The organism is Streptomyces sp. NPDC049813 (genome assembly GCF_044465085.1).
Lineage (GTDB): Bacteria > Actinomycetota > Actinomycetes > Streptomycetales > Streptomycetaceae > Streptomyces.
In genome coordinates this window covers 484875-509168 of the sequence record NZ_JBITLI010000005.1, presented here as the reverse complement: position 1 = coordinate 509168, position 24294 = coordinate 484875, and the positions used below count along the sequence as shown (strand labels likewise).

The window sequence follows — 24294 nt, the reverse complement described above, 5'->3', positions numbered from 1 at the left end:
CACCGAGGCCACCGGAACCACCAGGACCACCGAGGCCACCGGAACCACCAGGACCACCGAGGCCACCGGAACCACAAGGACCACCGAGGCCACCGGAACCACCAGGACCACCGAGGCCACCGGAACCACCAGGACCACCGAGGCCACCGGAACCACCAGGACCACCGAGGCCACCGGAACCACCAGGACCACCGAGGCCACCGGAACCACCAGGACCACCGAGGCCACCGGAACCACCAGGACCACCGAGGCCACCGGAACCACCAGGACCACCGAGGCCACCGGAACCACCAGGACCACCGAGGCCACCGAGGCCACCGGGACCACCGGGACCACCGAGGCCGTCGGGACCACCGGGACCACCGAGGCCACCGGAACCGCCGAGGCCACCGGGACCGCCGAGAACACGGTCGGCCGGGACCGCGGCCCCGGTGGCGGCGGCCTCGGCGGTGGGCCGGGTCGGGTCGGCGCTCTCGTGCGCCCGCACGGCGAGCCCCGGGGTGCCGGCATCGACCGCCAGCCACACCACCCCGTCGGCACTCTCGGCCGCGAGGACGAGCAGGTCGGCGTCGGCGCCGGTGAGGACCGGGGGCGCGGTCCCGTCCAGGACGAGCCCGTCGGATCCGGCCGCGGCGGTGAGACCGCCGGGGCCGAGCGCGACGGCGCCGGTCCGCTCGCCGCGGGCCAGTGCCCCGGCGAGGTCGTGCCGCCCGGCGCGGCGCAGCACCTCGGCGGCGAGGACGCTGCCGAGATACGGGCCGGGCAGCGCGGCCCGGCCCGCCTCCTCGACGACCACCGCGAGGTCGAGCAGGGTCCCGCCCTGGCCGCCGCAGGACTCGGGCAGGTGCACGCCGAGCAGGCCCTGTCCGGCGAGGGCGTCCCAGTAGGACGGGCGGTGGCCGGGCGCGGGCGGAGTGTCGAGCAGCTTGCGCACCTCCTCCGGCGGGACGGTGCGGGCGATCCAGCCACGCACGGCGTCCGCGAGTTCCCGCTGTTCCTGCGTGATGGCGATGCCCATGCGGCGCACGGTAGAACACGTTCCAGTAAGACGGAAGAGTCCAGCTGACGGTAGGTCAGATACGGAGCATGTAAACAAAAGGTCAAGGTTCGCGTTCGTACGACGATCGTCGGAATAGTCGCCTCGGGAAACAGGTTCGAGTTACACGCAAGCCGCCCGCAGCAGACTCGTCCCACTGCCCCACGCACGCCCCACCGTTCTTCGAGACCCCCTTCCGGAGGCCTTCCCTCATGTCCCAGCCGACGACCGTTCCGCGCAGAACAGCCGGTGTCGTCCCCGTCCTCGCCTTCGCGGGCATCGTCGTCGCCGTCATGCAGACCCTGCTCGTGCCGGTGATCAAGGATCTGCCCGCGCTGCTGAGCACCGCCCCCTCCAACGCCACCTGGGTGCTGACCGCGACCCTGCTCGCCGGTGCCGTGTCCACGCCGATCATGGGCCGCCTCGGCGACCTCGCGGGCAAGCGCCGGATGCTCCTCATGAGCCTGGCGATCATGGTGGTGGGATCGTTGATCTGCGGCTTCACCGACCAGCTGGTCGTCATGATCGCGGGCCGCGCCCTCCAGGGCTTCGCGATGGGAGCCATCCCGCTCGGCATCGGCCTGATGCGGGACATGCTGCCGCCCGAGAAGCTCGGCTCGGCCATGGCCCTGATGTCCTCCTCCATCGGCGTCGGCGGCGGTCTCGCGCTGCCGCTGGCCGCGCTGGTCGCGCAGCACGCCGACTGGCACGCGCTGTTCTTCGGCGCCGCGGGCCTCGGCGTCGTGTCGATCGTCCTCACCGTCCTCTTCGTCCCGGAGAGCCCGCTGCGCGCCACGGGCACCTTCGACGTCGCCGGCGCCCTCGGCCTCTCGCTCGGCCTCGTCCTGTTCCTGCTGCCGATCACCAAGGGCAGCGACTGGGGCTGGAGCAGCGGCACCACGCTCGGCCTGTTCGCCGCCGCGCTCGTCGTGCTCCTCGCCTGGGGCGTGATGGAGCTGCGCCTGAAGGCCCCGCTGGTCGACCTGCGCACCACCGCCCGCCGCGAGGTGCTGCTCACCAACCTCGCCTCGATCATGGTCGGTGTCGCGTTCTACGCGATCTCCCTGGTCCTGCCGCAGCTGCTCCAGCTGCCGTCCGCGACCGGCTACGGCCTCGGCCAGTCGATGGTCGTCGCCGGGCTGTGCGTGGCGCCGCTGGGCCTGACGATGATGTTCACCGCTCCGGTCTACGCCCGGCTGTCCGCGCGCTTCGGCCCGAAAGTCACCCTCATCCTCGGCATGCTGATCATCGGGATCGGCTACGGCGCCGGGCTCGGCCTGATGAGCGCCGCCTGGCAGACCATCGTCATCTCGGTCGTCGTGGGTGCGGGCATCGGGCTCGCCTACTCCTCGCTGCCCGCGCTGATCATCGGCGCGGTCGACGCCTCGGAGACGGGCGCCGCCAACGGCCTCAACACGCTGATGCGCTCCATCGGTACGTCGGTGTCGTCCGCGGTGATCGGCATGGTGCTGGCCAACACGGCCGACCACGTCGGGGGCGCGGCGATCCCCACCATGCACGGCTTCCGCGTCTCGTTCCTCATCGCCACGGGCGCGGTCGGCGCCGGTGTGCTGCTCGCCCTGTTCCTGCCCGGGCGCCGCGCGGCCACCGTGCGCCAGCACGTCCAGCTGCGCGCCAGCAGCGAGGAGGACGCCGGCCTGGCCCGCGCCGAGGAGGCCCTCGCCGACTTCCGCGGCCAGGTCCTCGACCCGGCAGGCCTGCCCGTCGCCCACGCCAAGGTGACGCTCATCGACCGGCACGGCCGCCAGGCCGGCGCCGCGCTGACCGACGCCGAGGGCCGGTACGCGCTCACGGTCCCGGCCGGCGGCGCGTACGTCCTCGCCGCCACGGCCCCGGGCCACGCCCCGCACGCCTCGGCCGCCACCCACCACGGCGAGCAGCGCCCGGTCCAGGTCGACCTGGCCCTCCGGGCGGTCGCGGAACAGGTCTGACCTGCACCGGACCGGGGGCCACGACGGCCCCGTGAAGACGCGCCGCGCTTTGCGCGGCGCGTCTTCTTGTCTGCGGGGGCTTGTTGCTACGGGGCCGGGGGCCGGTAGGCCCGACGTTCACCTACCCGGCCCAGCGCTCCCTGCCGCGGCGTGGGTGTCGCCGCCGGGGCCGTCGGCGTCGGGGTCCGCGTCCCCCGCCAGGGCGATGACGCAGAGAGCGTCGGCGTACGGCGACCTGGTCCGGGCCTTCGCGTCCTTTGCCCTGCCGGCCACTTCGGTGATCACATCCCGTACCTCCGCGTCATCCGGCCAGTGTTCGGCCACGGCGTGCAGGGCGCGTTCCTGCGCGTCATCGGTCCGCTCGGAACTCGCCATGGACATCAGCACGGCACGGGCCTCCGCGTCCTGCGACCAACGGTCGGCCAGAAGCACCACCATCTTCTCCCGTGTGGCCTCGGTACCGTGCCGCGCCAGTTCCAGGAACAGCGGGCGGACGGACTCGTCCTGCTGCCATCTCAGGGCGAACGCGTCCAAGGCGGCCGCCCCGGGGTCCCAGTCCTGGGGAGCCTGCCGCGCCTGCTCCAGCAAGAGGAGGTGAACCTCCGTGTCGTCCGACCAGTATCCGAGGAGCAGCCGCAGAGCGGCCCTCCGGACCTGCGTGCTCTCGTCCTCGCGGGCCCGGCCGAGCACAAGAACCCTGACCTCCGGGTCGTCCCGCCAGCACACGACGAGCAGGTCCAGCGCCGTTCGGCGCAGAAGAGCAGGCTCGTCGCTCAGCAGCAGCTGTTCCAGCAGCGCCCGCGCGTCCCCGGTCTCCTGCCGGTACCTCGCCAACAACTCCACTGCTGCCGCGCGGCGCCGCTCGCCTTCCTCGCCGGCGCCCATGAAGTCGCTGAGCATCTCGAATATTTCCGTATCAGATGTCCAATAGTTGACCATAAGCTGCAAAGTGGACTTTTTGTCGTCTGCGGGACCGGAACGGATCAGCGCTCGCATCTCGGCATCCCCGGGCCAGTTCCTGGCCACCATCCGCAGCACCTCACGGCGGACCCGCCGACGGTCGTCGTCGCGCCCCGCCTCCAGAAGCCGCAGGCTGCGGTCCCCCCCTTGCCGCCATACCTCCCCGAGAGCCTGAAGGGCCACGTTGTGTACATCCGGATCCTCGTCCTCACCGAGGACATCCAGGCACAGGGAGTACACCTCTTCGTCCTCCCGCCAGTGCTGTACGAGTAGGTTCAACGCTGTTTCGCGCACCCGCCATCCAGCAGCGTTGCGCGCCCGCTCCAACAGCAGTTCCTTGAGCGCCGGATCATGCCGCCACGTCTCGGCCAGCACGAACAGCGCGGCAGCACCGGCGTCACCGCTGAAGTGCCCTCCTGAATCGCTTTCCAGGCGACGAGCCAGTGCGAACAAGAGCCGCCGGACGTCCGCGTCGCCCGGACAGGTCTCGGCAAGAAGCCGCAGCACGGCCCACTGGGGGTCCAGGTCCCGTTGGGGACCCGACAACTGGGACACCAGCGCCTCACCGTCGATGCGTCCCGCCCACCGCTCCACGGCCTCCGCGTGTTCGGCGGCGTCCGCGTCCATCCCGCCTTCCCGAACGAGTTCGCGCAGCATGGGCCGCGCGTCGGCGGTCTCCGGATCCGTACCGATCAGGATCTGTAGCGCCGCCCATCGCACGTTGGGCTGCCCGTCCTCGCGGGCCACCCCGCCGATCACTGCCCGCACCGCGTCATCCTGGAACCACACCTCACGGAGCCTGTACAGCGACATGTGCCGCGAGTTGCCGTTCTCATCCTCCCGGACGGTGTGAAGGACCAGCTCACGGACCTTCTCCGGTTCCAGAACGTCGTCGCACAACGCCGACAAGGCGCTCTCCCGCACCCCCGCGCTCAGGTCGTTCCGGGCCATGTCGAAGAGTGCCGCCTGTACATCGGCATCATGCGGCCACCGCTCGGCCAGCGCCTCGATGAAGATTCTCCGGTCGAAATCGGCGTACGCGTGCCGCGCGAAGCGCATCAGGTCGGATCGGGACGGCTCCAGACGGCACACGAGGCGCGGCGTCTCCGGGCTCGGAGAGAACTGGCCCCGTGTGCGGAACCAGCTGAGAAAGGCTTCGCGGCCTACCCAGTACGCCCCGAACGAGGCGAGCGCGGGGGACAGACCGTTCAACGACGGTGAGGCGTGGTTCAACAGCCGGGTCAACGCCTGGACGGCCCGCACGCTCTGCCTGTTCAACCGCCCGATCTTGGGGACCTCCGCCAGAGCCCGGATCGCGAGCACCAGGACAGGCGCCTCCTCCACCTCGGTTCGCCCGTCGTGCAGATCGACCAGCCGGTCGACGGCCGCCGCCGCGTCCCGTGGTTCCAGCCGGCCGATGAGCAGCAGCAGGACCTCGTGCCAAGCCGGGTCGTGGGCGTGCCGGGCGACCACCTGGTCGAGCAGTCCCTCCGGGGTCCATGCCCGACCCCGCGTGTAGCGCTCGTAGATGTCGGCGGCCGCTAGATGCTCCAGGAACGCGCGGTGGACGAACCCGTAGACCTCGCTGCCGTACCTGGCGAGGATGAAGTTCCGCTCACGCAGCTGGGAGACGAGGGCCTGGGCGCCGGTCCTCGCCGGCCCGGGAGGCAGTCCGTACTCCTGAAGATGGCTTCGCAACAGTTCGGTGAGGTCATCACCGTGAATATGGTTGCCCGCGATACCGGATGTGCCCGCCTGCATGGCACGCGCCAGCATCATCAACACCTCCTCCCGGTCGAGTCCGTCCAGTACGTCCTTGATGCCGGGCGGGAGAGCGGCCTCCAGGTGCTTGGCCTGCTGGTCCCATTGGGCGGTGAGCACGGTCACTGCCTGCCGGTAGACGCCGAGGCGGTCCTTGGGCAGCGGTTGCCGGCGGCCGACGATCGCCAGAATGGTCAGCAGCAGCGGATTGCCCGCCAGCTCACGGATCGGCCGGGAGTCGCGCACGGCGTCCTGGAGGCGCTGGGAGAGCCGGGCCGCCTGCTCGGGATCGGCGGGCGACGACAGGGTGTACCAGCGGTCGGTGAAGGTGGCGATCTGCCCCTGATCCAGGTCCTGCAACATGAAATGTGTGAAGTCGGCGCCGTCGAAGACATGCCGCTTGTATCCGATGACGCGGGACGTGACGACGATCCGGGCCAGCGGCCAGCGCGCGGCGAACGCGGCGATCTGCTCCGAAGCGGCCTGGCGCACTTTCGGGTCGAAGACCTCGTCCAGGCCGTCGAAGACCAGCAACGCCCGCCCGGTACTCAGGAGATGGGTCAGCACGGGCGGCGGTACACACAGGCCGAGCTGATCCTGACGGTGTGCGAGGAAGTCCTCGTAGGTGCGCTGGTACCACTGCGGCTCGGCGTACTGCCGCAGTTCGACGATGATGCCGATGCGGTCGGCGAGGACCTCCGGGATGTGGTGCCGGGCGGACCGGTCTCCCCGGCCGGCGAGCGTCAGGGCGAGGAACTTGGCAAGGGTTGACTTGCCCGCGCCCGGATCCCCCAGCACCACGTGCTTGCGGGTGTCGCTCGCGCCCAGCACCTGGAGAACGGGCGAGGTGGGGCGATCGTCGTACGCTTCCTGCAGTTCCTTCAGCGCGTCCAACGCCCCGGTCGGCAACTGGTCGCCCTCCGGCAGTTCCCCCGACTCGACGAGCCTGCGCACCAGTTCACGCGGCAGTTCCACGGGCGGCGGGTCGGCTCGTACCCCGGCTTCCACGAAGATCTCGCGGAGGCGGATCGCGGGGTGCCGGCCCTGGTCGTCGAGGGGGAGCAGTACCTCCAGGTCGAGGTGGCCCCAGGTCTCCCGGACCCGCTGGGCGTACGCCGCGACAGCGGCCTCCACGTCCTTCGCGGAGAGTTCCTGCGAACCGGAGGCGGCATCGGATTGCAGCACTCCGGTCAGAACCGTGTGCTGCGCCTTCCACTCGTCCAGGTCGAACCGGGCCGCCGGGACGCGAATCTGCGTCCGTCCTGCGTGCCGACGGCAGGCGAGGACGTACGACGCGACCAGATCCCAGTCCGGCGGCTTCGCCGCGGCTCCGGACTCAAGCCGGCTCACCGCGTTCGCGCTCAGCGGCCGGGCGCCCGGCCGCTTCGACTCCACAGCATGCGTGGACGCTGCCACGATGTCGGCGTTCCGCGCCCCGACGGCGATCCTCAACGCCCGTAACTGCCCGCCGAACGCCGCCCGCGCCGTCCCGGCGGAGCCGCCCTCACCCGTTCCCATCGTCCACCCCCGTGCCACGCGTGTCACCGCGTACCGCGTCGTCCCGACCGTCGTCATCAAAGTAGGCGATGACGTGCGGGAACGGCAGGGAAATCTCAAGTCGTACCAGAGGGCGACACGTTGCCCGGCGGGCAACTGAAGCTGGCTGCGTCGCGTTCCCCCTCGCTCCGTGGAGAGCTCACATGACCGTCGTCGTCAGCTCAGGCCTGTCCGCCCTCGGCCCGCTGGGCGCACTCGCCCTGTTCGGCTTCCTCCTGCTCTTCGTCGGCGTCGTCCTGCCGTCGGTCTGGTCCCGCCACGCCTACCGCCGTCGGGCGGCCCGGCAGACCCTTGCCGCCCTCGTCGACGCCCTCAGTACCCTTGCGCGCTCCCTCCGCCGGGCCTGGCCCCCTCAGTGAGGGCCCCGATACCTCGGTACGGCAGCATGAGCGCCATGACCAGTACACGTCCCACCCCGAACGCCGACGTCCTCGCCGCCTTCGAGCAGGCCAAGGGGTTCATGCCGCTCGGTGAGGGCCTCGCGCTGTACGCCGCCGCGGTCGAGGCCGCCGCGCTGGGGCTGCCGCTCCTGGAGGTCGGCACCTACTGCGGACGCTCCACCCTGCTGCTCGCCGACGCGGCCCGCTCCGCGGGGGTCACGGCGCTCACCGTCGACCACCACCGCGGCAGCGAGGAGCAGCAGCCCGGCTGGGACTTCCACGACCCTGAGACGGTCGACCCGGTCGTCGGGCTCATGGACACGCTGCCCGCCTTCCGGCGGACGCTGCACGCGGCGGGCCTGGAGGAGCACGTGGTCGCGCTGGTCGGCCGCTCCCCGCAGGTCGCCCGGGTCTGGGGCGGCCCGCTCGGTCTGGTCTTCGTCGACGGCGGGCACACCGACGAGCACGCGAACGCCGACTACGAGGGCTGGGCCCCGCACGTCGCCGAGGGCGGACTGCTCGCCATCCACGACGTCTTCCCCGTCAAGCACGACGAGTGGACCGGTCAGGCCCCGTACCGCGTCTACCTCCGGGCGCTGGAGTCCGGCGCGTTCACCGAGGTCTCGCAGTGCGATTCCCTGCGCGTCCTGCGCCGGACGGGCGCGGGGATCTGAACTCACCGTTATCGTCGACGACGTGTCGTACGTAGGTCCGGAACCGGACGGCTTTGATGACTTCTACCGCGACGACGACCCGGGGCAAGGCCCCGGGGGGCGTCGGTTCCGCGGGCGCCCGGCGCTGATCGCCCTCGCCGCGCTGGTGCCGACGGCGCTCGCGGCGTACCTGGTGTGGCAGGTCGTGAGCGGCCCCGGGGAGAGCGAGCCGCCCCAGGTGCTCCCGGCGCCGGGCACGTCCTCGGCCTCCTCGGACGCGTCGCCCCAGGACTCGGACGCGAAGGCGCCGAGCGCGCCCCCGTCGAAAACCGCGACGTCCCCGGCCGCGCCGCGCACGTCGAAGGCGCCGTCGAAGCCGGCGGGCGGCGGCTCGGGGCCGCTGCGCGGCAAGGTCGTCGTCATCGACCCGGGTCACAATCCGGGTAACTTTCAGCACCCGGCGGATATCAATCGCCAGGTGAACGTGGGCAATGCCAGCAAGGAGTGCGACACCACCGGCACCTCCACCAACGCCGGGTACACGGAGGCGCAGTTCACGCTGGACGTGTCGCGCCGGCTGCGCACGCTGCTGCAAGAGCAGGGCGCCACCGTGAAGTTGACGCAGAACGGCGACCGGGCCTGGGGGCCCTGCGTCACCGAGCGCGCCGCGATCGGCAACGAGGCGAAGGCGGACGCGGCGATCTCCGTGCACGCGGACGGCTCCGCGGCGGGCAACCGCGGCTTCCATGTGATCCTTCCCGCATCCGTGCAGGCCGGGGCCGCGGACACCCGGCCGATCGTGGCCTCGTCGCGTGACCTCGGCGAGCGCATCGCGGGCAAGTTCCTCCAGGCCACGGGGCAGCCCCCGTCGAACTACATCGGCGGCGGCACCGGCCTGGACACCCGCAGCGACCTGGGGGGACTGAACCTGTCGACCGTGCCCAAGGTCTTCATCGAGTGCGGCAACATGCGGGACACGCAGGACGTGAACCGGCTGACCTCCGGCGCGTGGCGACAGAAGGCGGCGCAGGGCATCTCTGAGGGAATCGTGAGTTTCCTGCGGGGGTAGATGTCACCCTGTGGATCTCGGCGGACACCCCAAGGACGCGGACGATAGTGTCCTCCGTACGATGTGGGGCCACTCCCGCGCTTGGCGCCGCCTCCTCCGATGACGAGACGACTGACGAAGGACCCTGAAGTGAATATCCGCTCCCTCACTCGAGGCGACGGCGTGGTGATCGGAGCAGCGGTGTTGCTGTTCATCGCCTCGTTCCTCGATATCTACTCGCTCGGCGACAACGTCCCCGACAGCATCAGCAGCCCGAACTCGTGGGGCAGCGGCCCGCTGCTGATGAGCGTGGTCCTCGCGGGCATCATCGGCGCGGTCCTCATCGTCGTCGCCCGGGGCCTGCCCCAGCCGACCAAGGTCGCGGGCCTCGACCTCGGCCAGTTCGGTGTCGCGTGCACCGTGCTCGCCGCGTGGGCCGCCCTCGGCAACATCTTCGACCCGTCCGGGGGCGCCAACAACTTCGGCAGCGGCGGCGACAGCGCCGACCCCGGCATCGGTGCCATCCTCGCCCTGATCGCCACCCTGGTCATGGCCGCCGCCGCGATCGCCACCCCGCTGGTCCCGGCGCTCAAGGCCGCCCTCGTCGGCGCCCCGCGCCCGCAGCAGCCGCAGCCCTACGGCGGCCAGCCGGGGGGTGGCTACGGATACCCGGGCGCCCAGCAGCAGCCGGGCCAGCCCTACGGCGCCCAGCCGGGCCAGCCCGGCCCGGGCCAGCCCGGTCCCGGCCAGCCGTTCGGCGGGCAGCCGCAGCAGGCCGCGGCGCCGCAGCCGGGTCCCGCCCAGGGCGGGCAGCGGGCCGGGGAGTTCTCCCCGTTCTGGTTCGCCGTGCCGGTGCCGCGCCCGCTGTACGCGGAGGACGGCTCGCCGACCCCGATCGCGGAACTGGCGCCCGGCACCTGGTACTTGGCTGTCGAGCAGCGCGGTCCCGGCCTCGTCGCCCAGACGCAGGACGGCCGCCGCGGCGTGCTCCAGGACACCACGGGGATCCAGCGCGGCTGACCCTGTCCCGCCGCGTCAGGCCCCTCGCCCACTTCCGGGCGGGGGGCCTTTCGCGTACTGTCCCCCGAACTGATGCACCATCAGTTGGCTGCCGTCAGGTACGGCTCGTCCGGAGGGGGCGCGCATGCGGCTCGGACTCGCACTCGGCTACTGGGGGCGCGGGCCCGACCCCGGCCATCTCGACCTCGTACGGACCGCGGAGGAGCTGGGGTACGACTCGGTGTGGACCTCCGAGTCCTGGGGCAGCGACGCCTTCACCCCGCTGACCTGGTTCGCCGCGCACACCCGGCGGATCCGGCTCGGCACCGCCATCGCGCAGATGGCGGCCCGCTCCCCCACCACGACCGCGATGCACGCGCTCACCCTCGACCACCTGTCCGGCGGCCGGATGATGCTGGGCCTCGGCCTGTCCGGGCCACAGGTGGTGGAGGGCTGGTACGGGCGTCCGTTCCCCCGCTCCCCGCTGACGGCGACCCGGGAGTACGTCGACGTGGTCCGCCAGGTCCTGCGGCGCGAGGGCCCGGTCGAGGCCGCGGGCCGCTTCCACGCGCACCCCTACCGGGGCGAGGACGGGACCGGGCTCGGCAAGGCCCTGAAGCCGATCACGCACCCGCTCCGCGCGGACCTGCCGGTCCTGCTGGGCGCCGAGGGCCCGAAGAACGTCGCGCAGACGGTACGGATCGCCGACGGCTGGTTGCCGCTGTACTGGTCGCCGGCCAGGACCGACGCGTACGGGGCGGCGCTCGCCGGCGTGCCGGAAGGGTTCATGGTCGCGCCGATGGCCCGGGCGCAGGTCTGCGACGACGTCACCGAGGGGCTGCTGCCGGTCAAGGCGATGCTCGGGTTCTACATCGGCGGCATGGGGCACAGCACCCGCAACTTCCACGCCGACCTGATGGCGCGGATGGGGTACGAGGCCGAGGCGCGCCGCGTCCAGGAGCTGTTCGCGCAGGGGCGGCGGGAGGAGGCGGTCCGCGCGGTGCCGGACGCGTTCGCCGACGAGATCTCGCTCGTCGGGCCGCGCGGGCGGATCGCCGAGCGGCTCCAGGAGTGGCGCAAGGGCCCGGTGACGGACGTGCTCCTGCTGTCACCGGACCCCGGCACCCTGCGCACGCTGGCGAAGCTGAACTCGTAGTCGCTCAGCTGCCCTTGGTGAGTTCGGAGGCGGAGGGCACCTTGTCCTTGACGGGGGCGCCGGCGTCGCTGCCCGCGTTCTTCACCTTGTTGATGATGTCGTCGAAGGACGAGGCGACCGAGTCGGTGCCGTCACCCTTGCGCAGCTTGCCCGGCAGGTCCTTGAGCGCGTCGATGCCGGAGGTGAGCGGGGCGATGGCCTTGGCGAGCGTGGGGTCGCCCTCGGCGTTCTTCTTGGCGGCCTTCAGCCGGTTGTAGGTGAGGCCGCCGGCCAGGCCCGCCTTGACGAGCGCGAACTTGCGGCCGTCCGCGCCCTTCTTGAACTTGCCCGCCTTCCACGGCTTCACGATCCACTGGTAGGTGGCGCCGGCGGCGATGCCCGCGTTGGCCACGAACCGGGTCTTGGCGAGTTTCTGCCGCTCGGCGGTGGAAGAGGTGCTGGGGTTGGCCGTCGTGTCCTTGTCGTCACCGCCGCACGCGGTGGTGCCCGCCAGCAGCGAGCCGCACAGGAGCACGGCCACGGACAGGCGGCGCGCGGAAAGGGGGGAGCTGGGCACCACGGGTTACCTCCGGACCTCGGGCTGCACTGCTGGCAGCGTCACCCGGCCCCGGTCACCGCGCCACCCGGGCGCGCCCGTCCGTGTCGGCGGTCCCGGGCGTGGTTTTCCCGCGGGATTCGGGGACATCTGGACTTCATGGCTGTGAATCGGAGAGGCTCAAGCGCAGGCCGGGTTGTCATGATCATTGCAGACATCCTGGCCGTCATCCTCGTCCTGTGGATCCTGATGTATCTGCTGGACGCGAACCGGGGCAACGACCTGGTCCAGTGGGTCCACGAGGCGGCGAACTGGCTCGCCGGCTGGTCGCACGACCTGTTCACCTTCGACGCCGCGTGGGCGCGCGTGGTCGCGGGCTACGGCCTCGCCGCGGTCGTCTACCTGGCCATCGGCCACTTCGTGGCCAATCAGCTGAGCCGCCGCTGACCACCTGTGCAGACGGTCAGCGACAGCAGTCCGGTTCGACGCCGGACGGCAGCAGCTCGCCGCCGAACACCTGGCAGGTCGCCTCGTCCCCGCCGAGCGCGGCCACGGCGAGCAGCACGGAGCCCGCGGTCCACGTCGTGAGCTCCTCGGGCCACACGGCCCGGTCCTCGAAGACGTACCCGGTCCAGTACAGGCCGGTGCGGGCATCACGCAGGTGCTGGATGTCCTGAAGGATCGTCAGCGCACGGTCGGACTCGCCCGTCGCCCACAGGGCGAGGGCGAGTTCGGCGCTCTCGCCGCCGGTCACCCAGGGGTTCGGCACGACGCAGCGCACGCCGAGCCCGGGGACCACGAACCGCTCCCAGTCCCGCTCGATCCGCGCCTTCGCCTCGGCTCCGCGCAGCGCGCCGCCGAGCACGGGGTAGTACCAGTCCATCGAGTAGCGGTCCTTGTCGAGGAACCGCTCGGGGTGGCGCCGGATCGCGTGCCGCAGTGCGCCGAGCGCCAACTCCCAGTCGGGCTGCGGCTCTTCGCGCTGTTCGGCGATGGCGAGCGCGCAGCGCAGCGCGTGGTGGATCGAGGAGCTGCCGGTCAGCAGCGCGTCGTCGACCGCGCCGCCGTCGGCGTCGCGCTTCCAGCCGATCTGGCCGCCGGGCCGCTGGAGCCGCAGCACGAACCCGATCGCCGCGCCGACCACCGGCCACATCCGGTCCAGGAAGGCGTCGTCGCCGGTGGAGAGGTAGTGGTGCCAGACGCCGACGGCCACGTACGCGACGAAGTTGGTCTCGCGGCCGCGGTCGGTGACGTCGTCCGGGTCGCCGTCGTGGTAGGCGGCGTACCAGGAGCCGTCCTCGTTCTGGTGCCGGGCGAGCCAGTCGTAGGCGCGCGCCGCCGCCTCGTGCTCGCCGGCCACGTCGAGCGCCATGGCGGTCTCTGTGTGGTCCCACGGGTCGAGGTGGTGGTGGCGGAACCACGGGATCGCCCCGTCCGGGCGCTGCACGGCAAGCAGCCCGCGTACCGTGTGCGCGACCTGATCGGCCGTCAGGACGCCGTCGAGAACGAGGAGTTCGGTCCGCTCGGGACTGCTCACGCCCCGGCCCCGCTGTCCTTCTTCGGCAGGTGCGGCTTGGTGGCGTAGGCGACGAAGCTCTTGCCGACGACGGGGTTGAGCAGCTGCTCGGCGACCCGGGTCAGGGCGGGCTTCTTCATGATGTCCCAGACCAGCAGCTTGTGGTACGCCTTGACCGGCAGGGCCTTGTCGTTGTCGACGCCGAACGCGCACTTGAGCCACCAGTACGGCGCGTGCAGGGCGTGCGCGTGGTGCGTGCCGTACGGCTTGAGGCCCGCCTCGCGCATCTTGCCGAGCAGTTCGTCCGCCTTGTAGATGCGGATGTGGCCGCCCTCGACCTCGTGGTACTCGTCGGACAGCGCCCAGCAGACCTTCTCGGGGCCGTAGCGCGGCACGGTGACGGCGATGCGGCCGCCGGGCCTGAGCACGCGCACCATCTCGGCGAGCACGCCCTTGTCGTCGGGGATGTGCTCCATCACCTCGCTGATGATGACGACGTCGAACGACTCGTCGGGGAAGGGCAGGTGGAGCGCGTCGCCCTCCATCGCGGTGGCGGTGGCGCCCGCGGGGGCCTCGCCGGCCTCCTTCATGGCGGCGAACCACTTGGCGACCTCGGCGATCTCTTCCGCGTTCTGGTCGAGCGCGACGACCTGGGCCCCGCGCCGGTAGCACTCGAAGGCGTGCCGGCCGGCTCCGCAGCCGAGGTCGAGGACGCGATCACCCGCGGCGAGCGGGAAGCGGGTGAAGTCGACGGTCAGCACGTGGCCCTGCTTTCCTGAGGGGTTTCCTGGGTCGGTCGTACGGCGGCGCCGGGGGCGGCGTCGATGGCCGCGCGGTACCGCTCGGCCGTGCCCTGGGCGGCCCGCGCCCAGGTGAAGCGGGCGAGGACCCGGGCGCGGCCGGCGGCGCCGAGGCGGGCGCGCAGCTCCTCGTCGCCGAGCAGCCGGGCGAGGGCGGTGGCGAGGGCGCCCGCGTCGCCGGGCGGCACCGCGAGGCAGGTCTCGCCGTCGGGGCCCGCGACCTCGGGGATCGCGCCGCCGGTGGTGGCGACGAGCGGGGTGCCGGTGGCCATGGCCTCGGCGGCGGGCAGCGAGAAGCCTTCGTAGAGCGAGGGCACGCACGCGACCTGCGCGGAGCGGACCAGGTCGACCAGCTCCCGGTCGCTGATGCCCTTGACGAACCGGACGGCTCCTTCGAGTCCGTACCGCTCGATGGCCTGGGCGACGGGCCCGTCCTCGGCGCGCTTGCCGACGACGACGAGGTGGGCGCCGGGGTGCTCGGCGCGCACCTTGGCGAGCGCCTCGACGAGGAAGACGAGGCCCTTGAGCGGGACGTCGGCGCTGGAGGTGGTCACGATCCGCCCGGGCACCACCGGCACGGCGGGATCCGGCGAGAAGAGGTCGGTGTCGGCGCCGATGTGGACGACGCTGATCCGGCTCCCGGCCACCCCGAGGTGCTGGACGATCTCGTCGCGGGAGGTGCCGGAGACGGTGAGCACGGACGGCAGGCGGCGCGCGACCCGCTTCTGCATGCTGGTGAAGCCGTACCAGCGGCGCACCGACATCCGCCGCCGCCAGGTCGCCGCGGCGTCCAGCTCCAGCTGCCGGTCGACGGTGATGGGGTGGTGGATGGTGGTGACGAGCGGGGCGCCCAGGGACGCGGGGCCGCCCAGGAGGCCGTAGCCGAGCGTCTGGTTGTCGTGCACGACGTCGAACTCGCCGCGCCTGGCCCGCAGATGGCGGCCGGCGCGCAGGGAGAACGTCAGGGGTTCGGGGAAGCCGCCGGTCCACATGGTGGCGACCTCGGCGACGTCGATCCAGTCGCGGTACTCGCCGCGTCCGGGGGTACGGAAGGGGTCGGGGCTGCGGTACAGGTCGAGGCTGGGCAGCTCGGTCAGGGAGAGCCCGTCGAGCCCGTCGCCCGTATCGAGGACCGGGTAGGGCTGGGCGCCGATCACCTCGACCCGGTGCCCGAGCCGGGCCAGCTCACGGGAGAGGTGCCGTACGTACACGCCCTGGCCCCCGCAGAACGGGTTGCCCTTGTACGTGAGGAGAGCGATGCGCAACGACTCCGCGGTCACTCCAGGCCACCCTTCTCCCTGCTTGCCCGTGGACACTGGACACTACGTGGGGACGCTAATCTAGAACAAGTTTCAGACTTGATCGTTCAATGAGCACCGAATCTACCGGCAGGTAGCCAGGCTGTGACCGGCGGATCGGGTGATTCACGCCACGGCCGGGACCACGGGACACGGAAGCGAACTGATGACAGCTCCGGACGCCAGAAGCTCCGCACAGGGCGCCCCCGCGCTCACCGAGCGGCAGGAGGCGCGGCGCCGCCGCATCCTGCACGCGAGCGCCCAGCTGGCGGCTCGCGGCGGCTTCGACGCGGTGCAGATGCGGGAGGTCGCCGAGGACTCGCGGGTCGCCCTCGGCACGCTGTACCGCTACTTCCCGAGCAAGGTCCACCTGCTGGTCGCCACCATGCAGGACCAGCTCCAGCACATGCACACCACCGTCCGCAAACGGCCGCCGTCCTCGGACTCCCCCGCCGAGCGGGTGGCCGAGACGCTGATGCGGGCCTTCCGCGCGCTGCAGCGCGAACCGCACCTGGCCGACGCCATGGTGCGGGCCCTGACCTTCGCGGACCGCAGCGTCAGCCCCGAGGTGGACCAGGTCTCCCGGCAGACCACGGCGATCATCCTGGACGCGATGGAGCTGGACGACCCGACCCCCGCGCAGCTCTCGGCCGTCCGGGTCATCGAGCACACCTGGCACTCGGCGCTCATCACCTGGCTGTCGGGGCGCGCCTCGATCGCCCAGGTGAAGATCGACATCGAGACCGTCTGCAAGCTCATCGACCTGACCGATCCCGGCCAGGACTGACCCCCCGGTAGGCCTTGGCCAGTTCTGTGCAGCCACAACGGGGAACCCGCCGGTTGAATTGCTGACACGCGCTGGACGACGCGACCGCGAGCCGTCGGTCATGAGGGGGGCAGACGTGACCCGGGTACTTCTTGTGCACGATTCGTGTCTGATGCGTTCGGCCCTGGCCGAACAACTGTCCAAGGAACCGGACCTGGAGGTGGAGCACGCACCGTGGCGCAGCGCGCCGGGCAAGGCGGGCACGCTGAAACCGCACATCTGCGTGGCCGACCTGGACTGCGAGATGCCGTACGGGATACCGCCGCTGGCCGAGCTGCGGTGTTCGCTCGTGGTGCTGGCCAGCACCAGCAGGCCCGGGCTGCTGCGCCGGGCCGTGGAGGCGCAGGCGATGGGGTACGTGGACAAGGACGGGCCCGTGGAGCGGCTCCTCATCGGCATCAGACAGGTGGCCAAGGGGCAGCGGTTCGTCGACGACTCCCTGGGCTTCGGCTTCCTGAAGGCATCACAGAATCCTCTGACGTTACGGGAGTTAGGTGTGCTGTCGCTCGCCGCCGGGGGCGCCTCGATCTCCGAGATCGCCCGCAGCCTGCATCTGTCCAACGGGACGGTGCGCAACTACATGGCCGCCATCACCCGCAAGATCGGCGCCCGCAACAGGATCGACGCCATCCGGATATCCCAGGGCGAGGGCTGGCTGTGACCGGCCTGCCCCGTCCCAGGCCCCGGCGAGGTCGCGGTAGAGCGAGGAGCGCGCGAGCAGCTCCTCGTGCCGGCCGCTGACGGCCCGGGTGCCGTCCATGACGAGGACCTGCGCGGCCCGGCGGGCGGAGCTGATGCGGTGGGCGACCACCACCAGGGTGCCGCCGGGCCGGGCGGCGAACGCCCGCTCGGCGCGCTCCTCCGCCACCGGGTCGAGGTGGCAGGTGGCCTCGTCCAGCAGGGCGAGCGGGGCGGTCGAGAGGTAGGCGCGGGTCAGCGCGACGAGCTGGCGCTCCCCCGCGGACAGGGCCGCCGGGTCGAGCGGGGCGTCGAGTCCGCCGAGGCGGCCGAGGAGCGGGCCGAGGCCCACCGCCTCGGCGGCGCGGGCGAGTTCGTCGTCGGGGACCGGGTCGGGGCGCAGACAGCCCAGGTTGTCGCGCAGGGTGCCGCTGAAGACGTACGCCTCCTGCGGGATCAGCACGCGTCGCGCGGCCGCCCCCGGGGAGCGGGCGGGTTTCCCCGCCACCCGGACCGTGCCGGCACCGGGCACCAGCAGCCCGGCGGCGAGCCCCGCCAGGGTGGACTTGCCGATGCCGCTGGGGCCGACCACGGCGAGGTGGCCGCCCTCGGGGACGGTCAGCGTGAGCCCGTCGAGGACCGGATCGGCGCCCGGCCCGTAGGCGAAGGTCAGGGAAACCGCCTCCAGTGCGGGCGGACATGGGTGTGCGGGGCCCGTCGTCAATGTGGCCTTTTCAGCCGTTCTCCGACCCGGTCGTGCGGGCCCCTCGGTCCCCGGGCGGAGCGGGTCGTTCCGCGGGCCGGAGGGGGGTGCGGCGTCCTGCCGCTCCGGGGCCGGGGGCAGTTCGGCCGGACGGGGTCCCGGCGCGGGTTCCGCCGTCAGCCTGCGCAGGACCACCACCAGGCGCGAGCCGCCCGCGCCCAGGCCGTGGACCAGGTTCTGCAGGGCGGGCAGCAGGGACTGGCCGACGTAGGCGAGGGCGCCGACCAGGGCGCCCGCGCTCACCCCCCGGTCCAGCGTCCACGGCGCGGTCACCAGGAGCAGCAGCAGCGGGAGCTGGCCGCCGATGCCGAGGGCGAGCACCCGGGGCACCGCCCACCACGCCAGGGTCCTGGCCGCCCGGTACTCGCGGTCGATCAGCGTGCCCGCGTCCCGGGCGGCCGGGTCCTCGGCGCCGGCCGCCGTGACGTCCCGGAGCCCGGCGCAGACGGTGGTGAGGCGGGCCGAGACCGTCTCGTCGGCGATCAGGAAGGCCTCCTGCCCGCGGGCGAGCGGGCGCAGCGTGGCGAGGAACAGGGCGACCCCGGCGACCAGCGGCGGCGCGACCACGAGCAGCAGCACCGGGGCGAGCGAGAAGAGGCCGATCAGGGCGCCGGCCGCGGTGAACACGAAGGCCCGGGAGACCATGACGAGGCCGGCGAAGGTGTCGCGGGCGATCTCCACCTGCTGGGTGAGCCGGGAGACCGCCGCGCCGTCGCCGGCCCGCACGCCGCGCTCGACGACCCGGCGCACGAGGAGGTCCCGCAGCGGTTCGACGAGCCCGGCGACGGCGCCGTAGACCCGGGCGGTGCCGAGCGCCCCGGCGGCGACGCCGAGCACGGCCACGCCGAGCCAGAGCAGGCCGACGTCCTGGCGCCCGGCGAGGAACCCGTCGTCGAGGGCCCGGGCCAGCGCCTGCCCGAGCAGGAACGTCTGCCCGGTCTCCAGGACGGACCAGGCGATGAGCCGGGCGACGGTACGCCGCCGCCGCAACAGGAACCGCAGCCCGCGCCGGTAGGTGCCGCCCATGGACGGCGCCCCGCTCACGCCGTCCCGCCGGGGCGGGGGTCCCTGGCGGGACGGGTGCGGGTGCCGGTGCCGGGCGGGGTGCGGGTGTCCGGCGGGGTGCCGGTGCCGGGCGGGGAGCCAGTGCCGGGCGAGGCGTCGGTGCCCGGCGCGGTGCCGGTGCCCGGCGGAGTGCCAGTGCCGGGTGCGGTGCCGATGCCGGGCGCCGTGCCGATGCCGGGCGCCGTGCCAGTACCGGGCAAGTTGCCAGTGCCGGGCGGGGCATCAGTGCCGGGCGGGGTGCCGAAGCCGGGCGCGGTACCAGCACCGGGCCCTGTGCCGATGCCGGGCGCCGTGCCAGTACCGGGCAAGTTGCCAGTGCCGGGCGGGGCATCAGTGCCGGGCGGGGCGCCGAAGCCGGGCGCCGTGCCGGTGTCGGACGGCTCAGCGTCGTGGCTCCGTTCGCCGGCGCTGGGCGCGGCGCCGGCGCGGGCCCCGGGCACGGTGCCGTCATGGACGCCGGACGGGTCACCGTCGCGGCCGGGTTCGCTGGTGCCGGGTGGGTCGCTGTCGTCGTCGGTGACGAACACGGCGCGGTAGGCCGGGTCTCGCCAGAGGTGTTCGTGGGGGCCAAGGGCGCGGACGCGGCCCGCGTCCAGCCAGGCCACCGCGGAGGCGCGGGCCGCGGTCGTGGCTCGGTGGGCGACGACGAGGCGGGTGGTGCCGGGGGCGTGGCGCAGGAGCGCCGCGGCGATCTCCCGTTCGGTGATCATGTCGAGGCTGGAGAGGGCGTCGTCCAGGACGAGCAGCCGCCCGCCGTGCGCGAACGCCCGTGCCAGGCCGAGGCGTTGGATCTCCCCGCCGGACAGCGGGGCGTCCGCGCAGGCGGTGGCGTAGCCGTCGGGCAGGCGGCGGACGAACCCGTCGGCGTGCGCGGCCCGGGCCGCGCGGACGATCCGGTCGTGGTCCGGCGCGCCGGACCCGGGGCCGAGGGCGATGGTGTCGGCCAGGGTGTCGCCCAGCAGCGTGGGCCGCTCGAAGGCGTATCCGACGGCCGCGCGGAGTTCGGCGCGGCTCAGCTCGGGCAGCGGGGTGCCGTCGAGGAGCACGGTGCCCCCGTCCGGGTCGGCGAGCCGGCCCGCGAGCGCGGCGAGCAGGGACTTGCCCGCGCCGGAGGCCCCGACGACGGCGAGCGTCTCACCGGCGGGGACGGTCAGGTCGACGTGGTCGAGGACGGTGCGGCCGTCGCGTTCCGCGCGGACGCCGCGGAACTCGAGGCGTCCGCCCCGGCGTTCGAGCCGGGTGGTGCCGTACGCGGGCGCGGGCTCGGCCAGGACGTCGGCGAGGCGCTGTCCGGCGGCCCGGGTGCGCACCAGGGCGGAGAGGTCGCCGACGAGCATGCCGACCCCGGTGGCGAGGACGGCGTAGCGGGACGAGGCGAGCAGTTCCCCCACGGTCAGGCGGCCGTGCAGCAGGAGCAGGCCCGCGGTGGCGATGACCGCGATCTGCAGCAGCGGCGCGAGGGTGACCGCTCCCGCGCTGGCCCGGCCCTGCACCCGCCACAGCCGCAGCCCGTGGTGGCCGAGCCGGGGCAGTGGCTGGAGCACCCGCGCCGTCTCGCGGTCCGCGATGCCCGCGGCGGCGATGGTGCGGGCCCCGCCGATCGCCTCGGTGAGCCGGGTCGCGATCTCGCCCTGCTCGTGGAGGTAGGCGGAGACGCAGTCGGAGGAGGCGCGGGCGAAGGCGCGCAGCAGCAGGGCGAGGGCGGGCGCCCCGGCGAGGAACGCGGCGACGAGCCAGAGGTCGGTGAGGGCCAGCGCGACGACGGCGCCGACGGGCAGGACGAAGGTGGCGGCGAACGCGGCCACGGTCGCGGGGGCGGGCCCGGCCTGCGCGGTGCCGCCGACCAGCCGCGCGACGAGGTCGCCCGCGGGGAAGCGGGCGGTGGCCCGGGGCCCGGTGGCGAGGACGTGTCCGACGAGGCGGTGGCGCAGCCAGGCCGTGGTGCGGGCGTTGGTGGTGCCGGTGAGGACGGACTCGCAGGAGTCGAGGAGGGTGAGGCCGCCGAGCAGGGCGGCGCACAGCAGCAGCCAGTGCCCGGTGTCGCCGCCGGCCGCGCCGCCGGCCTGGGCGGTGTGCGCGGCGAACAGGGCGTCCAGGGTCCGTCCGAGGACGTACGGCAGGAGCAGGCCGGCGCCCGCGGAGACGACGGTGAGCAGGCACAGGATCACGCACCGGCCGGCGCTGTACCGGGTCGCGGCGCGCAGCAGCGCGTCACCCGGCTTCCTGGCCGACGTCCGCTCCGACGTCCGGTCCGACGTCCGCACTGGCGTCTTCACAGGGCCTCGCATCCGGGGTCGCGTCCAGCGGGGGAACGGGGACGGGGCCGCCCGCAGTGGGGCGGCCCCGCCGTCATCCGTGCGGAGTCCTCAGCGGTGTCCGGAGGATCTCAGCGGCGGACGGTCGGTCACAGGCACAGGATCGTGCTGTTGGAGCTGTGCTTGTCGCAGAGCAGCAGGCTGACGTTGCTGCCCTCGCCGCCGCCGCCACCGCCACCGCCGTGGGTCTCGTCGGCTTCCATGCTCTGCAGGTCGAGAAGTGCCATGGTTTTCCCTTTCGTCGACGTTCATTCCTGTGGGGACGTGGTGCGGTTGTGTCACGACTCCGGACGTGCCGGAACCGGTTCAGGGCTGCCGCAGGGGCGGCAGGAAGGGCAGATGCGCGCCGCGGTCCGGGTCCAGGGCCGCGCTGAGCGCGAGCAGGCAGCCGGCGGTGCCGGTGCCGAGGTCCATGGACAGGCGCATCATCTGGTGTCCGGGGAAGGCGAGGTGGTCCTGGTAGCGCATCGACAGCCAGGACAGGGCGTCGATCTGGGCGGCGAGCGGCTCGCCCGCGGCGCCGGGCGTGGTGGTGCGGGCGAGGTGCAGGATCATCCCGGCACGGCCCTCGAACAGGCCGGGCTGCACGTAGAAGCGGGAGGTCGCCGCGGTGAGGACGCCCTGGCGCACCTCCTGGGCCGGCCGGCCGCCGAGCGGCGCGTCCGGGGCGGCCCGCAGGTAGTCGTCGAGGACCATGCCGACTCCGGCGCTGCCGTCCCCGAGGTAGGGCATGGTGCGCCAGCCCTCGTCGACGTGCAGGCCGCCGTCGGACGATTTCCGGCACCGGTCGAGGTCGAGTTCGAGCGCCTCGCCCGCGAGCCGCAGACAGTCCGCGCTGCCGGTGTGTTCGTGGCGGCGCAGCAGGAACAGGGCGGGTCCGCTCAGGCCGCGCATCAGTCCGGCGCGCCGCTTCGAGGTGGGGACGCGGTCCGTCGTGCCCACCTCGGTGATCCGGTCGGCGACGAGGTGGGCCGCCTCCCGGGCGCGGTCGGCGAGGGTGCTCTCGCCGGTGGTGCGGGCGAGGTGGTCGAGGACGAGGCCGACGCCGGCGAGGCCGCTGTGCAGGCCGACCGCGAGCCGCTGCCACTTCTCGCTCAGCAGCCGCTCGGTCAGGTCGAGGGCGCGTTGGCGGTGCCCGAGCCGGTCGAGGACGTAGGCGATGCCGGCGATGCCGTCGTAGAGGCCGAGCGCGGTGCCGGGCGGCACCGGGTCGGTGTGGTCCAGGAGCCAGCGTTCGCCCTGTTCGTAGCGGGCGGCGCCGGTCTCGGTGAGGGCGTGCAGGACGCCGGCCGCGCCGTAGGCGAGGCCGAGGCCGCCGCCGGTGGCGAACTGGACGACGTCGCCGGGGAAGAGCCGGTCGTCGCGGTCCGGGGTGGCCGAGGCGAGGATGCCGGCGACCATGGAGTCGCGGCTGTTGGGCCAATCGGCGGGCTCGACGGGGCGCGGTACGCCGCTCGCGGCCCGGGTGCCGGCCGGGCGGCCGGGGGCGCCGCGGGTGATCTCGGCGACGGCCTCGTCCAGGAACTCCCGGGGCACGGTGGGGAATTCGTCGGCGATGATGTCGGCCAGGTGCGCGGCCTTGGAGCGGTCGACGACGAAGAGCGTCGTCACCGGCAGGAACATGGCGATGCGCAGGCAGGCGAGGGCGTAGCGGTCGATGTCGGTGCCGGTGCGGTCCAGCGGCGCCCAGAAGCCGGGGTGGGCCAGCATCTGGCTGCCGTTCTCCTCGACCCGGGTGGCGGCCTCGAAGTCGATGAGGGTGACGCTCTCCTCGTCGGGGGCGACCATGATGTTGAACAGGTGCAGGTCGTTGAAGACGATGCCGCGTTCGTGGACGGCGGCCACCGCCTTCTCCACCGCGTCGTTGATCCGCAGCACCCAGGCCGCGTAGTCGGCGACGGCGGCCGGGTCGGGGGCGGGCGACAGCAGCGGGTGGCGCTCGGCGAAGAACGCGTTGAGCGGGCGTCCCTCGACGTGGTCCATGACGAGGAAGCGGTGGTCGTCGACGAGGAACCAGTCGCGCACCTCGGGGGCGACGCCGAGCCCCGACAGCCGCTCCAGGGCGGCCTTCTCGCGCTCCAGGCGGGCGATGGCGTCGGCCCCGTCGGCGGCCAGCCCGGCGTGCGGGCGGCCTTCCTTGAGGACGACCTTGCGGCCGTCGCGGGTGTCCGTCGCCCGGTAGACGCCGCCGCCGTTGGAGAAGTGCAGGGCCTTCTCGAAGCGGTAGGGCAGGTCGGTGACGGTGGTGGCGTTGCGGGCGTCGACGTGGGGTTTGAGGAAGTCCGGCAGGGGCACCCACTCCGGGACCTGGAAGGCGGGTTCCCGGTTGTCGGGCACGAGGCGGCCGGCGCCGTCCTCGACGGCGGGGACGAGGGTGCCGCGTTCATTCACGACCATGCGGCGGGAAAAGGCGCCGTAGCGCACGTACAGGGGTCCGTCCCCGATGCGCAGGTCGGTGAGAATATACGGTCCTTCGCCGCCGCGCAGGAGTTCTCCGAGTTCTTCCAGAATCTGCTGACATCGGTCGTCGTCGGCCGGATAGATGGTGACGAACTTTCCGCTGGTGTCACGGCCGGCGTATTTCGCGTTCCGTAAGTGAAGGACGTGCGGGGCCGGCACGAATTTGAAGGGAATGCCGCGTGGCACGCAGTAGTCCCAGACGGTCGCAGCGGTCCGCTCGGCGGTGGTCCTGGTGGCCGAGACGTGGATCTTCCAGCCCTGGGCGGGGCCCTGGCGGGGCGTGCCGTCGGATTCCAGCGGGGTGAGATTGAGCCATTCCCCGTTGTTGTCGGAGCGCCAGCCGTCGGGTATCTCTCTGCGGGCCGTCTCGAACTCGGGCAGCGGCCGCGCTTTCCCGTCGGCGGAGAGCCGCTCCGGGGTCTCGTAGAAATCGGGATCGGCAAGGGCGTAGACCTCGTACCGCTTGTCCATGGCGTTGGTCGCCCTCCTTGGCATCCCGTGGTCGGCCGGGAAAGAGATTCGCATGGCGCCGAGGA

The 24294-nt window shown here is 72.8% G+C and carries 16 protein-coding genes and 3 pseudogenes; 9 read left to right on the top strand and 10 right to left on the bottom strand.

The features are described 5' to 3' along the window. Window positions 1–400 precede the first annotated feature (400 nt). Window positions 401–1018: pseudogene (locus ACIBW6_RS14935) on the bottom strand (acyl-CoA dehydrogenase family protein); the annotation flags it as partial. Between the two features lie 230 nt (window positions 1019–1248). Here ACIBW6_RS14935 and ACIBW6_RS14930 point away from each other — a divergent pair. After that, entirely contained in the window at window positions 1249–2988 is a 1740-nt protein-coding gene (locus tag ACIBW6_RS14930; protein WP_399059692.1) for an MFS transporter, read from the top strand. 117 nt (window positions 2989–3105) lie between these two features. On the opposite strand, the gene ACIBW6_RS14925 is transcribed toward ACIBW6_RS14930, so the two are convergent. Further along, complete coding sequence (locus ACIBW6_RS14925; RefSeq protein WP_399059691.1) at window positions 3106–6843, bottom strand: HEAT repeat domain-containing protein; 3738 nt, start codon at window positions 6841–6843, stop codon at window positions 3106–3108. Window positions 6844–7409: 566 nt separating this feature from the next. On the opposite strand from ACIBW6_RS14925, the gene ACIBW6_RS14920 reads away from it, so the two are divergent. From ACIBW6_RS14920 to ACIBW6_RS14900, 5 genes are all read left to right on the top strand, one after another. Then, window positions 7410–7625 (top strand): hypothetical protein, encoded by a 216-nt coding sequence (locus ACIBW6_RS14920; protein ID WP_399059690.1) that lies wholly within the window; start codon window positions 7410–7412, stop codon window positions 7623–7625. Between the two features lie 26 nt (window positions 7626–7651). Then, a complete protein-coding gene (locus tag ACIBW6_RS14915) occupies window positions 7652–8320 on the top strand; it encodes a class I SAM-dependent methyltransferase (RefSeq protein WP_399059689.1) in 669 nt (222 codons plus the stop codon). 22 nt (window positions 8321–8342) lie between these two features. Beyond that, window positions 8343–9368 (top strand): N-acetylmuramoyl-L-alanine amidase, encoded by a 1026-nt coding sequence (locus ACIBW6_RS14910; protein ID WP_399059688.1) that lies wholly within the window; start codon window positions 8343–8345, stop codon window positions 9366–9368. A 129-nt stretch (window positions 9369–9497) separates the two neighbouring features. Beyond that, on the top strand, window positions 9498–10367 hold the full coding sequence (locus ACIBW6_RS14905; protein ID WP_399059687.1) for a hypothetical protein: 870 nt from the start codon (window positions 9498–9500) through the stop codon (window positions 10365–10367). 124 nt (window positions 10368–10491) lie between these two features. After that, complete coding sequence (locus tag ACIBW6_RS14900; protein ID WP_399059686.1) at window positions 10492–11502, top strand: LLM class F420-dependent oxidoreductase; 1011 nt, start codon at window positions 10492–10494, stop codon at window positions 11500–11502. A 4-nt stretch (window positions 11503–11506) separates the two neighbouring features. Here ACIBW6_RS14900 and ACIBW6_RS14895 read toward each other — a convergent pair whose 3' ends face one another. Further along, a complete protein-coding gene (locus tag ACIBW6_RS14895; RefSeq protein WP_399059685.1) occupies window positions 11507–12058 on the bottom strand; it encodes a hypothetical protein in 552 nt (183 codons plus the stop codon). Between the two features lie 138 nt (window positions 12059–12196). Here ACIBW6_RS14895 and ACIBW6_RS14890 point away from each other — a divergent pair, with 138 nt between their 5' ends. Next, window positions 12197–12484 carry a hypothetical protein gene (locus ACIBW6_RS14890; RefSeq protein WP_399059684.1) on the top strand — a complete coding sequence of 96 codons (288 nt, stop codon included), beginning with the start codon at window positions 12197–12199 and terminating at the stop codon, window positions 12482–12484. 16 nt (window positions 12485–12500) lie between these two features. On the opposite strand, the gene ACIBW6_RS14885 is transcribed toward ACIBW6_RS14890, so the two are convergent. The 3 genes from ACIBW6_RS14885 to ACIBW6_RS14875 are packed head-to-tail and all read right to left on the bottom strand — an operon-like array spanning window position 12501 to window position 15633. After that, window positions 12501–13574 (bottom strand): prenyltransferase/squalene oxidase repeat-containing protein, encoded by a 1074-nt coding sequence (locus ACIBW6_RS14885; RefSeq protein WP_399059683.1) that lies wholly within the window; start codon window positions 13572–13574, stop codon window positions 12501–12503. Beyond that, window positions 13571–14314 carry a methyltransferase domain-containing protein gene (locus ACIBW6_RS14880; protein ID WP_399059682.1) on the bottom strand — a complete coding sequence of 248 codons (744 nt, stop codon included), beginning with the start codon at window positions 14312–14314 and terminating at the stop codon, window positions 13571–13573. Before ACIBW6_RS14880 ends, ACIBW6_RS14885 begins: the two co-directional genes overlap by 4 nt. Next, window positions 14308–15633 carry a glycosyltransferase family 4 protein gene (locus tag ACIBW6_RS14875; protein ID WP_399059681.1) on the bottom strand — a complete coding sequence of 442 codons (1326 nt, stop codon included), beginning with the start codon at window positions 15631–15633 and terminating at the stop codon, window positions 14308–14310. The genes ACIBW6_RS14880 and ACIBW6_RS14875 overlap by 7 nt, the downstream gene beginning before the upstream one ends. A gap of 184 nt (window positions 15634–15817) precedes the next feature. On the opposite strand from ACIBW6_RS14875, the gene ACIBW6_RS14870 reads away from it, so the two are divergent. Together ACIBW6_RS14870 and ACIBW6_RS14865 are read left to right on the top strand one after the other, a co-directional pair. Further along, a complete protein-coding gene (locus tag ACIBW6_RS14870) occupies window positions 15818–16438 on the top strand; it encodes a TetR family transcriptional regulator (RefSeq protein WP_399059680.1) in 621 nt (206 codons plus the stop codon). Between the two features lie 100 nt (window positions 16439–16538). Next, a pseudogene (locus tag ACIBW6_RS14865) lies at window positions 16539–17054 on the top strand (LuxR C-terminal-related transcriptional regulator); the annotation flags it as partial. Here the strand turns inward: ACIBW6_RS14865 and ACIBW6_RS14860 are convergent. The 4 genes and pseudogenes from ACIBW6_RS14860 to lanKC form a co-directional block, all read right to left on the bottom strand. Further along, on the bottom strand, window positions 16968–18944 hold the full coding sequence (locus ACIBW6_RS14860) for an ATP-binding cassette domain-containing protein (RefSeq protein WP_399059679.1): 1977 nt from the start codon (window positions 18942–18944) through the stop codon (window positions 16968–16970). The pseudogene ACIBW6_RS14865 and the gene ACIBW6_RS14860 overlap by 87 nt on opposite strands. Before the next feature lie 560 nt (window positions 18945–19504). Continuing rightward, window positions 19505–21271 (bottom strand): annotated as a pseudogene (locus ACIBW6_RS14855) (ATP-binding cassette domain-containing protein); the annotation flags it as partial. A gap of 116 nt (window positions 21272–21387) precedes the next feature. After that, window positions 21388–21525 (bottom strand): SapB/AmfS family lanthipeptide, encoded by a 138-nt coding sequence (locus ACIBW6_RS14850; protein ID WP_399059678.1) that lies wholly within the window; start codon window positions 21523–21525, stop codon window positions 21388–21390. Window positions 21526–21604: 79 nt separating this feature from the next. After that, window positions 21605–24229: a class III lanthionine synthetase LanKC gene (lanKC, locus tag ACIBW6_RS14845; protein ID WP_399059677.1), complete on the bottom strand. Its 2625-nt coding sequence runs from the start codon at window positions 24227–24229 to the stop codon at window positions 21605–21607. Window positions 24230–24294: the final 65 nt, after the last annotated feature.